At 48.6% G+C, this 13,166-nt stretch carries 19 protein-coding genes and 1 riboswitch; of the genes, 14 read left to right on the forward strand and 5 right to left on the reverse strand.

Annotated elements, in window-relative coordinates; genetic code table 11:
* Positions 1 to 23 precede the first annotated feature (23 nt).
* The 6 genes from HZS85_RS02255 (at position 24) to HZS85_RS02280 (ending at position 4,788) form a co-directional block, all read left to right on the forward strand.
* A complete protein-coding gene (locus HZS85_RS02255) occupies positions 24 to 578 on the forward strand; it encodes a dihydrofolate reductase family protein (protein WP_214852615.1) in 555 nt (184 codons plus the stop codon).
* A gap of 77 nt (positions 579 to 655) precedes the next feature.
* On the forward strand, positions 656 to 1,498 hold the full coding sequence (locus HZS85_RS02260; protein WP_214852617.1) for a DUF72 domain-containing protein: 843 nt from the start codon (positions 656 to 658) through the stop codon (positions 1,496 to 1,498).
* Between the two features lie 21 nt (positions 1,499 to 1,519).
* A complete protein-coding gene (locus HZS85_RS02265; protein ID WP_214852620.1) occupies positions 1,520 to 2,821 on the forward strand; it encodes a bifunctional metallophosphatase/5'-nucleotidase in 1,302 nt (433 codons plus the stop codon).
* A 62-nt stretch (positions 2,822 to 2,883) separates the two neighbouring features.
* Positions 2,884 to 3,783, forward strand: coding sequence for a lipoyl synthase (gene lipA / locus HZS85_RS02270; RefSeq protein WP_023469150.1), 900 nt, complete (start codon positions 2,884 to 2,886; stop codon positions 3,781 to 3,783).
* A gap of 95 nt (positions 3,784 to 3,878) precedes the next feature.
* Complete coding sequence (locus tag HZS85_RS02275; RefSeq protein ID WP_214852623.1) at positions 3,879 to 4,256, forward strand: YutD family protein; 378 nt, start codon at positions 3,879 to 3,881, stop codon at positions 4,254 to 4,256.
* An 85-nt stretch (positions 4,257 to 4,341) separates the two neighbouring features.
* The gene (locus tag HZS85_RS02280; RefSeq protein WP_214727844.1) at positions 4,342 to 4,788 is read left to right on the forward strand and encodes a general stress protein; all 447 of its coding nucleotides are present in this window, start codon (positions 4,342 to 4,344) and stop codon (positions 4,786 to 4,788) included.
* 33 nt (positions 4,789 to 4,821) lie between these two features.
* Here HZS85_RS02280 and HZS85_RS02285 read toward each other — a convergent pair whose 3' ends face one another.
* Both HZS85_RS02285 and glpX read right to left on the reverse strand, forming a co-directional pair.
* Positions 4,822 to 5,097: a DUF3055 domain-containing protein gene (locus HZS85_RS02285; protein WP_023469147.1), complete on the reverse strand. Its 276-nt coding sequence runs from the start codon at positions 5,095 to 5,097 to the stop codon at positions 4,822 to 4,824.
* Positions 5,098 to 5,132: 35 nt separating this feature from the next.
* On the reverse strand, positions 5,133 to 6,113 hold the full coding sequence (gene glpX, locus HZS85_RS02290; RefSeq protein WP_214852626.1) for a class II fructose-bisphosphatase: 981 nt from the start codon (positions 6,111 to 6,113) through the stop codon (positions 5,133 to 5,135).
* A 151-nt stretch (positions 6,114 to 6,264) separates the two neighbouring features.
* Between glpX and HZS85_RS02295 the strand changes: the two genes are divergently transcribed.
* The gene (locus HZS85_RS02295; RefSeq protein WP_023469145.1) at positions 6,265 to 6,708 is read left to right on the forward strand and encodes a DUF86 domain-containing protein; all 444 of its coding nucleotides are present in this window, start codon (positions 6,265 to 6,267) and stop codon (positions 6,706 to 6,708) included.
* 6 nt (positions 6,709 to 6,714) lie between these two features.
* Positions 6,715 to 7,479 carry a TIGR01457 family HAD-type hydrolase gene (locus HZS85_RS02300; RefSeq protein ID WP_214852630.1) on the forward strand — a complete coding sequence of 255 codons (765 nt, stop codon included), beginning with the start codon at positions 6,715 to 6,717 and terminating at the stop codon, positions 7,477 to 7,479.
* A gap of 42 nt (positions 7,480 to 7,521) precedes the next feature.
* On the opposite strand, the gene HZS85_RS02305 is transcribed toward HZS85_RS02300, so the two are convergent.
* Positions 7,522 to 7,749: a NifU family protein gene (locus HZS85_RS02305; protein WP_012371190.1), complete on the reverse strand. Its 228-nt coding sequence runs from the start codon at positions 7,747 to 7,749 to the stop codon at positions 7,522 to 7,524.
* A gap of 109 nt (positions 7,750 to 7,858) precedes the next feature.
* On the opposite strand from HZS85_RS02305, the gene HZS85_RS02310 reads away from it, so the two are divergent.
* The gene (locus tag HZS85_RS02310; protein ID WP_214852633.1) at positions 7,859 to 8,155 is read left to right on the forward strand and encodes a DUF1462 family protein; all 297 of its coding nucleotides are present in this window, start codon (positions 7,859 to 7,861) and stop codon (positions 8,153 to 8,155) included.
* A gap of 41 nt (positions 8,156 to 8,196) precedes the next feature.
* Here the strand turns inward: HZS85_RS02310 and HZS85_RS02315 are convergent, their stop codons facing one another.
* Positions 8,197 to 9,249, reverse strand: coding sequence for an NAD(P)/FAD-dependent oxidoreductase (locus HZS85_RS02315; RefSeq protein ID WP_214852642.1), 1,053 nt, complete (start codon positions 9,247 to 9,249; stop codon positions 8,197 to 8,199).
* Positions 9,250 to 9,341: 92 nt separating this feature from the next.
* On the opposite strand from HZS85_RS02315, the gene HZS85_RS02320 reads away from it, so the two are divergent.
* Positions 9,342 to 9,575: a YuzB family protein gene (locus HZS85_RS02320; RefSeq protein ID WP_023469141.1), complete on the forward strand. Its 234-nt coding sequence runs from the start codon at positions 9,342 to 9,344 to the stop codon at positions 9,573 to 9,575.
* A gap of 76 nt (positions 9,576 to 9,651) precedes the next feature.
* On the opposite strand, the gene HZS85_RS02325 is transcribed toward HZS85_RS02320, so the two are convergent.
* Positions 9,652 to 10,218, reverse strand: coding sequence for an ECF transporter S component (locus tag HZS85_RS02325; protein WP_029342415.1), 567 nt, complete (start codon positions 10,216 to 10,218; stop codon positions 9,652 to 9,654).
* 154 nt (positions 10,219 to 10,372) lie between these two features.
* A riboswitch (FMN riboswitch) is annotated at positions 10,373 to 10,515 on the reverse strand.
* Positions 10,516 to 10,626: 111 nt separating this feature from the next.
* Here HZS85_RS02325 and HZS85_RS02330 point away from each other — a divergent pair.
* The 4 genes from HZS85_RS02330 to HZS85_RS02345 all read left to right on the forward strand — a co-directional run bounded on the left by HZS85_RS02330 (position 10,627) and on the right by HZS85_RS02345 (position 12,791).
* Positions 10,627 to 10,977, forward strand: coding sequence for a HesB/IscA family protein (locus HZS85_RS02330; protein WP_029342414.1), 351 nt, complete (start codon positions 10,627 to 10,629; stop codon positions 10,975 to 10,977).
* Positions 10,978 to 11,095: 118 nt separating this feature from the next.
* Complete coding sequence (locus HZS85_RS02335) at positions 11,096 to 11,962, forward strand: NAD-dependent epimerase/dehydratase family protein (protein WP_214852645.1); 867 nt, start codon at positions 11,096 to 11,098, stop codon at positions 11,960 to 11,962.
* The gene (locus tag HZS85_RS02340) at positions 11,959 to 12,462 is read left to right on the forward strand and encodes a GNAT family N-acetyltransferase (protein ID WP_214852664.1); all 504 of its coding nucleotides are present in this window, start codon (positions 11,959 to 11,961) and stop codon (positions 12,460 to 12,462) included. Before HZS85_RS02335 ends, HZS85_RS02340 begins: the two co-directional genes overlap by 4 nt.
* A complete protein-coding gene (locus tag HZS85_RS02345; RefSeq protein ID WP_214852665.1) occupies positions 12,459 to 12,791 on the forward strand; it encodes a GNAT family N-acetyltransferase in 333 nt (110 codons plus the stop codon). Before HZS85_RS02340 ends, HZS85_RS02345 begins: the two co-directional genes overlap by 4 nt.
* The last annotated feature ends 375 nt before the right edge of the window (positions 12,792 to 13,166 follow it).

Consider the following 13,166-nt stretch of genomic DNA (forward strand, 5'->3'; position numbering starts at 1 on the left):
GGAGGGAAAAAGGAGGGGTTACTATGCGTGACATCGTTTATTCCTTTCAAGTCTCACTTGACGGTTATATCGAGGATGCGTCAGGCAGCATCGATTTCGCTTCACCGGATGCGGAACTGCATCAATACTTTAATGATTATGAGAGAGCGTTCGATACCCATGTCTATGGACGTCGTTTGTATGAAATGATGCAGTACTGGGAGACAGCGGATCAAGAAGACGAGCCGATCATCGTTGAGTATGCGAAAACGTGGCAGGCGCTTGAGAAGATCGTCTTCTCGCGAACGCTCGACGCTGTCGAAGGAAAAGCGCGTCTAGCGACCACGTCGCTTGCCGAGGAACTTCAAGCACTAAAAGCCTTACCTGGCAAACAGATTGCGATCGGTGGGGCAACGCTTGCTGCTGAAGCGATTGAGCTTGGACTCGTCGACTGTTATCATGTCGTGATTTACCCGGTTCTCCTCGGAGGTGGAAAACGAATGTTTCCAGTATTTGATCAACCGCAACACTTAAAAATGATCAAAACACAACGCTTCGAATCAGGATGTATCATACTTGAATATGAACGTTTAAATTGAAGCATTGAAGAAGAAATCCCGGATTCTGCTATGCTATGATGAATAGGCAGAATAGAACACGCGAGGGGGAAGAGAGCATGATATATATCGGTGTCACGGGCTGGGGAGATCATGATAGTCTCTACTTGACCCCGCAAGATCGAAAAGAAAAACTAGCTGCCTATGCTGGGCATTTTCCAGCAGTTGAGGTCGACTCGACATTCTATGCGATTCAACCGGAACGAAACTACGAAAAATGGACATCTGAGACACCGGACGGGTTCCGCTTCATCGTTAAGGTCCACCGCGCGATGAGTGGGCACGACCGGGAAAATAAAAATCCGCTCGGACCAATTTTTGAACAATATATCGCGTCGATCGAACCGATGCGTAAGAGTGGAAAAATTGCGGCAATCCTTGTCCAACTTCCACCATGGTTCGATGTCAGTAAATTGCATTTGGAATACTTGCAAACGATCCGAAAATCGCTTGCTGGACTGCCAGTCGCGATCGAATTCCGAAATCCATCGTGGTATTCGGAAGCTTATCGTGAGCGGACGCTCCGTTTTTTGAAGGAACATCAGTTCATCCATACGATTTGCGATGAACCGCAGACCGAAGATGGTTCGGTGCCGTTCGTACCGGTCGTGACGCAGGAGACGGCATTCATTCGATTACATGGACGAAACAAGGCCGGTTGGTTAAAGAAACCGGGTCAAAGCAGCGACGATTGGCGAAAAGTCCGCTGTCTCTATCGGTACTCGGAAGATGAGCTACAGGAACTTGCAAGTCACGTCCGCGACGTTGCAGCGGAAGCAAAGGATGTCTATGTCTTTTTCAATAATAACTCAGCAGGAGATGCTGCCCCGAATGCGAAACGATTAATCGAAATTCTTGATCTCGACTATGAACTCGCGCCGCGACAAATCTCTTTGTTTTAAATCATCAAGGGGGGCTTCTGCATGAAGTTACACATCATTCACTATAATGATTTGCACTCACACTTCGACATGTGGCCTCGCTACATGTCATTCGTCAAGGAACATCGGACGTATGATTCGCTCGTCTTTGATCTCGGCGATCATGCTGACCGTGTCGATCCAGCGACGGAAGCAACAAAAGGAAAAATCAATACGCATCTACTGAATGCGTTGATGCCGACTGCCGTGACGATCGGGAACAATGAAGGCATCACGTTTCCGCATGACTGGTTAGCGAATCTCTATACGGAAGCAGACTTTCCAGTCCTTGTCTCGAATTTAGAAGCACCATTCGCCAAGCAAGGTGTCATTCATGAGTTACCGACGGGAAAAGTCGGTGTTTTTGGTCTGACGGCACCGTATATCGAACTATACGGTTTACTCGGTTGGACGATCGAAGAACCATTTGACGTCGCGGCGCGCGAGATCGAACGTTTGCGCCAGGAAGTCGACGTCCTGATTTGTTTAAGTCACCTCGGATTTTATCAGGATGAAGAACTTGCGATGCGCTTTCCAGAACTTGATTTAATCATCGGTGCGCATACGCATCATGTCCTCGATGATGGTGTCGTCAAGAACGGTGTCTTAATCACGCAAGCCGGAAAACACGGTCAGTATGCGGGTGAGATTTATATGAATACGGATACGGGTGAGAAAGAAGCAGTACTTCATTCCCTACACGATTACGTTGAGGATGAGGCAACAGCGAAATTACTCGATCGAGAACAATATCTGGCGGAACAACAGATGAAGGAACCGATTGGCGAGACAGCTGGTCTAACCAATGATTGGTTCAGTGAGTCGCCGTTTTCACAGTTGCTCGTCGAGACGATGCGCGACTGGTGTGAGGCAGATATCGCTTGTGTACCAGCCGGTATTCTGCTCGGGTCGCTTCCACCAGGTCCCGTCTCTGTCTTTGATTTACATCGACTCTGTCCACATCCGATCAATCCTTGTAAAGTCACGATGACAGGAATGGAATTACAAACATTCCTCGATGAAGTCAACACAGAACAGTTCGAGCACTTAAAGGTTCGTGGTCTTGGATTCCGAGGAAAGTTGATGGGACGGATGCATTATGCTGGTTTGGCGGATCATCAACCGCTTGAGCTAACACGCGATTATTCTGTCGTCTTGCCGGATATGTTTACGTTCGGTCCATTATTCCCGGCCATCAAAGAGATGCCCAAAGAATATTTCATGCCTGAATTGTTGCGTGATTTGTTGTTTGAACGCTTATCGGAGAAGTCGGAATATAATGAATTGCATGTTCGCAAACCCTGATTGTTTGTTATACTAAAGCAGACATGAATTGACTTTTTGGGGATGAAGGGGGAAGCGAAACCATGGGACGCGGAGAAATCCAACGTAAACCGGAATGGTTGAAAATCAAGCTGAATACGAATGAAACTTACACAGAATTAAAAAGTATGATGCGCGAGAAAAAGCTACATACTGTCTGTGAGGAAGCAAAGTGTCCGAATATCCACGAGTGTTGGGCGGTACGCCGAACGGCGACGTTCATGATTCTCGGAAGTATCTGCACACGTGCGTGCCGTTTTTGCGCCGTGACGACAGGACGTCCGAACGAACTCGATCTCGAAGAACCAAAACGCGTCGCGGAATCCGTTCGATTGATGAACCTGAAGCACGCGGTCATCACAGCGGTCGCACGCGACGATCTGAATGATTTCGGAGCAGGCGTTTACGCTGAAACCGTCCGTGAAGTGCGTCGGATGAACCCAGAGACATCAATCGAAGTCCTACCTTCAGATATGGGTGGGAACTTTGAGGCATTGAAAACGCTGATTGATGCACAACCAGACATCATGAACCACAACATCGAGACGGTCCGCCGTCTGACGCCGACCGTTCGTGCGAAAGCAACTTACGACCGGACGCTTGAATTCCTTCGTCGTTCGAAGGAACTCGCACCTGAAATTCCAACGAAGTCGAGCTTGATGCTTGGTCTTGGTGAGACATGGGAAGAGATTCTTGAAACGATGGATGATCTTCGCGCAAATAACGTCGACATCATGACGATCGGTCAGTATCTCCAACCGACGAAAAAGCACCTCGACGTCATCAAGTACTATACACCGCAAGAATTCGCTGAACTGAAGCAAATCGCGCTCAGCAAAGGGTTCTCGCACTGTGAGGCAGGTCCACTCGTTCGTTCATCGTATCATGCAGATGAGCAAGTCAACGCAGCGAAAAAGAATAAAACAGCACTTCCGATCGACTAACGATCAACGACCGTTCGAGCAGCTGACTCGGACGGTTTTTCGTCTGTCAGGAGAAATGGAATATGCTATGATAAGAACAGCAGGAGGTGGGAATAATGATACAAGTCAATCGGGAACGTTATGAAGTCGTCGAAGAGAAACGGGAAGGCTTTAATGAAGAAGCCTTCATCGGTCGTTTCAGCGATGTCCTTGAAAAATATGATTATATCGTGGGCGACTGGGGGCACGGTCAATTACGACTACGTGGCTTCTATGAGGATCAACACGAGAAAGCGACATTCGATACGAAGATTTCGCATGTGGCTGATTATCTCTACGAATACTGTAACTTCGGATGTGCCTATTTCATCGTCAAGAAGGTCGGATTGGTAGAAGGAGAAGAAGCACCACCTCGCTTCGACGGTTCTTCATCCAATACGTTGAAGTTGAAACGGAAGTTCGCACCTGCACCAGAGAAGACGGAAAGCGAGTAATCAAACTGTCATACAGAAAAGCGTTTCTAGTGGACGGAATTCGGCTATTACTATAAGTATCATGTACCTATAGGGGGAATCATCCATGCGAATCGTTGGAATTTACTCATCCGTACCAGAAGTCGTCAGTGCCGTGCACGATCTCCGTGTTGCCGGTGTCGTCTCGACTGATTTAAAAGTCTTAGCACACGACAAATACGATCTCGAACAAATCGAGGAACTAGCGGATTTGAACAACCAACAGACATCTACGCGTCTGTCGCAGGAAGATCATCGTAATCTATGGCAGGAAATCAAGAGTATCTTCAAAAAAGATGAATCAGTCTCTCATGGAGATGCCATCCACGGAAGTGGCTTGACGAAGGAAGACGTCGATCGTGCGAATCATGCGGTCGAAAGTGGTCAATTCGTATTACTCGTCGGTGATGAAGCGGATCAGCATTCAGAACGCCGTGCCCATGACGAGTCAGACAATACGAACGTCTTCAGCGGACCAAACACACTAAATGAACGAAACGATCGTCTCTTATAAGAAAAAGCCTTCGTCCGCGGACGAAGGCTTTTTTCATAGACCGATATAAGCGCGCAGATACATCTCGAGTTCCGTTGCCGCATCGTCTTCGACGTCAAACGCTGTCGCGATGTAGCCCGGTTCATCAAAATCGTCCGCACCGATGATCGCATAGCGATTCGATAAGAGATTCAAGACGAGAATCTTACCGTAAAAATGCTCCGAGTGGGTGATGGCGAGATCAAACCGACTGGCTTCTCCAATCCAACTGACGAAGCGTGTCTTCGTTTGTTCGACATCATCATATAAAAAATCACGTTCTTCCATCATTCAGCTTCCCTCATTTCCCTAACATCTGTTTCAGATTAAAGGGTTTGGGGGACTTTTTGCAAGTATGGTTTACGCGATAAGCTATGCTCAGCGATCACTTTTCGGATTGTCCGTGTTTTCGAACGCATGACGAGAGATGTCGTCTCAACGATATCATCCGTCAAGAACTTAACGCCATCGAGCATTTCGCCCGTCGTGACGCCGGTCGCGGCAAAGATACAGTCGTCGCTTTTAATAAGGTCATCAAGCGTCAAGAGTTGAAGTGGATCTTCAAGTCCCATCCGGATGACACGAGCAGTTTCTTCTTCATTCATCGGATGTAAACGTGCCTGCATGTCGCCGCCCATCGCTTTAACGGCAGCAGCCGTGATGACACCTTCAGGAGCACCGCCTGTTCCGATGAAGATATCGATTCCTGTCGCAGGAGAAAGTGGTGCGATTCCAGCTGAGACATCGCCGTCTTCAAACAGACGGACGCGTGCGCCCATCCGCATGGCTGATTCGCGGAAGTGATCGTGACGCGGGCGATCCTGCATGATGACCGTGACGTCCTCAATCCGTTTATTGTTGTATTGAGCTGCTTTTTCGATGATGACTTCAAGTGGATCGTCGAGTGAGACGTGCCCTTTCAAGTTCGGTCCGACTGTTAATTTATCCATATACATATCAGGTGCGTGGAGCAGGGCACCTTGATCGGCGACGGCGATGACGACCATCGCATTACCGAGACCTTTGGCAACGATGTTCGTACCTTCGAGCGGATCGACGGCGATATCAACGATTGGACCATTCGCTGTTCCGACACGTTCACCGATGAAGAGCATTGGTGCTTCGTCAAGTTCACCTTCACCGATGACGACCGTTCCGTTCATGTTGACCGTGTTCAAGACTTCGCGCATCGCAGTCGTTGCTGCGTCATCCGCTTCATTTTTCTTACCGCGACCAATCCATTGAGCAGAAGCTAGTGCTGCTGCTTCCGTAGCGCGTACGATTTCCAGTGCGAGTTCCCGTTCCATGTATATAACCTCCACGTCACCAATGTGACATACTATTTTCAGCAAAAATCTAAATTGAGGATAACACATTTGGGAATGTGATGCAAATGACCTTTCTGCTTTTCAGGATTGCCGGATAACGATAAAATGGAGGATGTGAGGGGGAATGAAGATGTATTTCGTCAATCGTCAAAAAATCGAAGAGACGGTCGTCTGTTATGAGACGGCACTTCGACAAAGTAAGGAAGTTACGGGGGATCCGGTGACGACGGCACTGGCTATGGAACGGATCGGTTTTTTAGTCATCGAAAGTGTCATCGACATCGGAAACAGTATGATTGATGGATTCATCATGCGGGATCCGGGAAGTTATGAAGATATCATTCTCATTTTAGAAGATGAGAAGGTCATCGATGGACCGCTCGCGACGAGTCTGAAGAAGCTCGTTGCGTTACGTACGTTGATCGTCCGATCATTCACACAGTCGAGTATGGCGGAGATTCGGGCGGTACTTGAGACAGAGGAAGCAGAACTACGTCGTTTCCCGGAAGCGATTCGCCGGTATATCGAGACAGAACTCGGACCGGTGTCTGCATTTTTACCAAACGAGGAGTGAGTCAGGATGAAGGCAAAAGGCTATTTATTTGATTTAGATGGAACGATGTATAACGGAACGGAACCGGTAAAAGAAGCGGTCGATTTCGTCAATCGTCTGCAAGCAGAGGGCATTCCGTACTTGTTCGTGACGAATAACGCGTCGATGACGGCAGAAGCTGTGGCGGAGAAACTACGCGGGATGGGTGTTCATTCCGATGCGAAACACGTCTTGACGAGTGCGATGGCGACTGGTCGTTATATTGCTGCCCTGTCACCAAAAGCGCGCGTCTATGCGATCGGAGAAACAGGACTGATCGACGCGCTTGAACGAGAAGGGTTAGACGTCGTCGCAACCGAAGCGGCAGATTACGTCGTCATCGGACTCGATCGTCAGATCACGTATGAAAAACTCGCTGTTGGTGCACTTGCGATTCGTGCCGGTGCTCGTTTCATCTCGACGAACGGAGACATCGCGATTCCGACCGAACGTGGTTTCCTGCCAGGTAATGGTGCCTTGACGTCCGTCCTGCGCGTGACGACGGAGAAGGAACCGTTCTTCATCGGCAAACCGGAACCGGTCATGGTCGATATCGCAACGGAGATGATTGGTCTGTCAAAAGAAGACGTCATCATGGTCGGGGATAACTACCATACGGATATCCTATTCGGAATCAATGGAGGCATCCGGACGATGCACGTCAATTCTGGCGTCCACACACCCGTCTTCATTCAAGGGCAGGATCGTCAACCGACATACATGGTCGATACGTTAGCCGAATGGATTCTATGAATCAAAAAATCCCGAACGAGAATTCGTTCGGGATTTCATGTATTAGAAGACTTGTTCGACTTCGACGACGCCAGCGACTTCTTCAAGAAGGGCACGTTCGATACCGGCCTTCAATGTGATCGTTGAACTTGGGCAGCTACCACAAGCTCCCATCAAACGGAGTTTTACGATTCCGTCTTCTACATCTACGAGTTCAACGTCTCCTCCATCACGAAGAAGGAACGGACGCAATTTTTCAAGAACTTCATTCACTTGATCAAACATTTCCATGCGTAAACACATCCTTTCGTATAGTTTCATTGTAACAGGGTTGAAAAATGTTCTCAATCTGGAAAACTTGTATACTAAAGAGGAGAGAATTGAAAAGGGGGACTTCAAGATGGAAATCACGGTTTATGGAACAGCGGTCACCTGTCCGAGTTGTGTCGGGGCACCCAGCTCGGAAGAGACATTCAGTTGGCTACAAGCTGTCCTCGGACGGAAATATGAGCAAGCGATGACGCTACGCTATGTCGATTTCGAGACAGCAACATCAGATCAATGGACGGAAGCGCTAAAAGAGGATGTCTATTTTTATCCACTGATCGTGCTTGATGATGAGATGATTGACGAGGGGTACATCAAACTGAAGACGATTACGGAAGCGATTGATGCAAAGTTAAGTCAGACGGGGTGAACGAAGAAGAGGTATCCCAAAGCTTGGGACACCTCTTTTGCTCATTTAATCTTTTTGTGTTTCCATAAGACACCGGACTTCAAGAGACGTGGGACTTTCCCCGTCAATGCTTGCTTGCCCATGACGATCCCGAAACCGTCTGATTTTCCGAGTGAACCGAGCATCCCGCGCAGTTTAATTTCTGGCAGCTTCGGTAATTTCTTTCCTTGCCACTTGGCTTGTAAGACATCGACGACTTGTTCTGCCTGATGTTCTGCGAGTTGACCACTTGGTGCATATGGTAGACTTGCACAATCACCGATGACGAAGACGTTATCGTATTCCGGTACGTGATGATGTTCCGTCAATTTGATCCGACCGCCACTATCCGCAGCAAAGCCGAGATCGCGTACAACTTTGACCGGCTGCGTACCAGCTGTCCAAATCGTTAAGTCGGATGGATACGTATCGTCGCCGTTTCGCACATCGTCCGCTGTGACGAGCGTGACATTCGAGTTGTTGATGACTTCAACGTCATGTTCCTCGAACCATTCCTGAACGTAAGACGAGACTTTATCGGATAAGAACGACAAGACGGATGGACCGCGGTCGAATAGACGAATCGTCAAATCCTTCCGGCTCTCATGTAGTTCACTGGCGAGTTCGACACCAGATAGACCAGCACCGACGATCGAGACGACTGACCCCGGTGACAGACCACAGATCGCTTGTTGTGTCTTCCGTGATTCTTCTAGTGTCTGGATGCTATATGTAAATTCTTGAGCACCCGGAATGTTGTGGTATTTATCCTCGCAACCGAGGGCGATGATTAAGTCATCATAGAATAATTCTGATCCGTCCTGCAGATGGACTGTATTCGTCTCTGGTGAGATTTTGATGACATGTCCATATTTATAGGTAAGATGTTTCCCCTCCGGAAATTCAATCCGGACATCCCGATCTGATAATGTACCTGCTGCGAGTGCGTAGTATTCCGTTTTGAGTGCGTGGTACGGTAGACGGTCGACGAGCGTGACGGCAACTTCCTCGTCCTTGAATCGCTCACAAATCCGCATTCCACCATAACCTCCGCCGAGTACGATCAATTGCTTCATAACGTAAAATCCCCCTTAGTTCCCCTAAATCAGTCTGACCTTGTATAATACGACATGAGGCAGGTCGTTTCCTGCTTGAAGGAGGAAAAAAAGTGAATCCGATTATTGAATTTTGTATTAGTAACTTAGCGGCTGGTACACAGGTCGTCATGGAGCAACTTGAACGTGACCCGAATGTTGACGTCGTCGAATACGGTTGCCTTGGTTATTGCGGGATTTGTTCGCTTGACCATTTTTGTCTCGTAGATGGTGAGACCGTCGTAGGTGAAACGCCGGAAGAGTTGCTTGAAAAGATTTACCTGAAAATCGAAGAGAATGAGCTGTGAGCACGGACAGCCAAAAAATCCCCTCGTTCGTCTGAACGAGGGGATTCGTGTCCGTCAGCGGGCGCAGCTTTTCGGATCAGGCAGATTGTTGACGGCGCATCATCCATGGGCGTAGTTTCAAGAACAACGGAATGAAGAGTGCCGAGATGAACAAGGCCTTGATGACGTTAAACGGTAAGATACCGGCTGTGATCGCTGTCCATTTGACAGCTGGATCCGCCATGTAATCCATACCGAGGAACCATGCATACGCTGGAAGGATCAAGATATAGTTGAGGATCGCAAGACCGAGTGCCATCGTGATCGTACCAGCGACGAGACCAGTTGCGAGACCTTGTGTTGATTTCTTTTTGTGGTAGAACCAGCTGACAGGTAGTACGAATGCGACGCCTGCAGCGAAGTTCGCGAATTCTCCGACCGGAACACCACTTCCGCGGAAGATGTAGTATAACACGTTCTTCAATGCTTCGACGATGACACCTGCGACCGGTGAGAACATGATCGCTGCGACAAGAGCAGGAACATCACTGAAGTCGATCTTCAGATAGTTTGGTAAGAACGGTAGTGGAAAATTGATAAGCATAAGAACAAACGAGATTGAACCTAACATTGACAGAGTGACCATTTTTTGTGTGCGTTTCATACGAGTATTGTCTCCTTTTGCTCGTTCCTCTCGATGAAGTATTGGCATGACTGCGACCATAAAGAAACCCCCATTGATGAGATCAACAGGGGAGAAGTCCGCATTAAATAAACCTAATCGATTATTGCAAAATCGATCAAATTCAAACTCATGCCGCCATCTTCTCCCATCCAGACTGTACTGTCGGCTCCTGAATTACACAGAATCAGCAAATAGCGCCCTATTCGCTCGCGGGCTTCAACTTAAAAAGAGTTGTTTACCGCCGGTCGGGAATTTCACCCTGCCCTGAAGATGGAACGATTATTTTATTGTACATACCATTTATACAACGAATTCAAGATAGTTTCAAGCAACTAGGTTTCGATTCGCTCAGAAGTTGCGTATACTAAAGAAAAGGAAGGTGATGACATGATCCATTTAACGGAGGCAGCAGCGCTACAAGTCCAGGACATGATGGCGCAGGCACCAGCAGATGAACGAAATCTTCGGATGCTCGTCCAAGGTGGTGGATGTAGTGGTCTGTCGTACGGAATGGGATTCGATCAACAAAAAGAAACGGATCTCGTTTTTGAACAGCACGGCGTGACCGTCATCGTGGACGAAAAAGATTACCCGGTCGTCAAAGGACTGGAAATCGATTATAAACAGTCAATGCTTGGTGGCGGATTCACGATCACGAATCCGAATGCCATCGCAACATGCGGTTGCGGGACTTCGTTCCGGACGGCAACGAATGCCGGGACACCGGGTGGCTGTTAATGAATCCAATCGTGGACATCGTCCACGATTTTTTTATTGCCTGCAAACAGGAGACCTGCTCCATTGACTCGAAATATTTAAGAGAGTGAATGCTACTACGAATAGGGAGGGCTTCAGGATGAGAAAAGTATTGATCTTCGGGGGAACGCGCTATTTCGGACGCCGGCTTGCAATTCGTTTAGCCGATTCGGGGGATGATGTGACGATCGTCACACGGGGTGAGCATACTCCACCGGTCGCGAAGGGCTTGACATTTTTTAAAGGAGACCGGACGTCAAGTAGTACGATGAAGGATTTAAGCCAACAGCACTGGGATGTCATCTATGACAACATCTGCTTCACACCGTATCAAGCAAAGCTCGCGATCGACGCATTTGAAGGGAAAGTCGGACGCTACGTGTTGACGTCGACGATGTCTGTTTATGAAGACGGTGGTGCGAATATTTCGGAACGCGCCTACAATCCGTTTCCCGGGAAATATGATCTTGAGAAGGAACATGGGTATGGCGAAGGGAAGCGCCAAGCGGAGAGTTATTTCTTCCAACGGGCGACGTTCCCTGTCGTTGCCGTTCGTTTTCCTGTTGTCCTCGGACCAGACGATTATACGGAACGACTTGTCTTCCATATCAAACGGGCGCTTGACGGGCGTCCGATTATCGCTGAAAACAACTATGCGAAGATGGGCTACATCTCAAGTTACGAAGCCGCTGCCTTTTTGGAGTGGTGTGGTCGTTCGGAATTGACAGGACCGATCAACGCTGCGAGTGACGGCGTCCTAACGATTCAAGACCTGATGGATAAAATCGACCGTATTGCGGGAACGACGAGCCAAATCGTCGCAAAAGGAGAGGATGAATCGCCACTTGCGCCAGAACGCGATTTCTATATGGATACGACAGCTGCGAAAGAAGCGGGCTATCTGTTCCAACATATCGATGACTGGCTCGATCGTTTGATTGAAGAGGAGGTGCGTAATCACCAATGATGCAGTTGATAAAACCAACCCTCGCATGGGAGACAGAATACCGCGCCTTTTTAGAAGACTGGCGAAAGTCGGGCGAAACGATCGTGCCGGAAGCAGTCGGGGATACGTATGAACCACTGGGCGCTTATTTTGCGGAACTGAAGGAAATGGAGACAACGGTCAGACCGGGGCTCGTCACCCATTCGACGTACTGGATGGTCGACGGACAACGAATCGTCGGCGCGTTGAACTTCCGGCATGATTTGACGGAGAACTTGAAGTTGTACGGCGGACACATCGGATACGGCATCCGACCATCCGAGCGTCAGAAAGGGTATGCGACGACCGGGCTTCGTTTAGCGCTAGAAGAAGCACGGCAACGTGGACTCAATCAAGTGCTGTTGACGTGTGGCGTTGATAATGTAGCATCACGTCGTGTCATCTTAGCGAACGGCGGACGAGAAATTGAGCCGACTGTTCATAATGGACGCGAGACACGTCGCTTCATCATCCCATTATGAGAATTCGTGAAGCACGTCTTGAAGATGCGTCGACCATTGCGCGCGTTCATATCGATGTCTGGCGGGAGACGTATCAAGGGATCATCCCTGATTCTTATTTAGCACAGTTGTCTTACGCGAAACGGACGAAACAATGGGAGCAGGCGTTAGTCGATCAGCGCGTGTATGTTGTGGAGTTAGAAGACGAAGTCGTTGGCTTCGCGCAAGGTGGACCAAATCGAAGGGATGCGCGTGAAGGAGAACTCTACGCGATTTATGTTTTGCGAGCTTCTCAAGGGCAGGGGCTCGGGAAGGCATTGTTTCAACGTATCATCGAGGACTTGGCGTAATACGAGGCAATGCAGGTTTCTGTCTTGCGGGATAATCCGGCGTGCCAGTTTTACGAGCGATTCGGTGGTCAGGTCTTCGAAGAATCGATGATTGAGCGAGGTGGGATCGAACTCGTGCAACGGGTTTATCGGATGCCTGTTAAAAGATCATTCGTATGAAATCGGACGTTTCAACATCTTCGCTTTCCTCAGGCGGGATGTAAGCCGCGCCAGTTCCCATTCCATGTGATCTGTCGGGTCTTCCTTACCCCTGACGGAAGCACACATCGTGCTTCCTTTTCCTGTGGGAGTCAAAGATGTTTGGTCACGTCCTAGATGTGATTCCATCAAAATAAGAGATCGGACTCCGGTATGTCATCCGGAATTCGACCTCTT

The sequence above is a fragment of the Exiguobacterium sp. s130 genome (assembly GCF_018619055.1).
Taxonomy (GTDB): domain Bacteria; phylum Bacillota; class Bacilli; order Exiguobacteriales; family Exiguobacteriaceae; genus Exiguobacterium_A.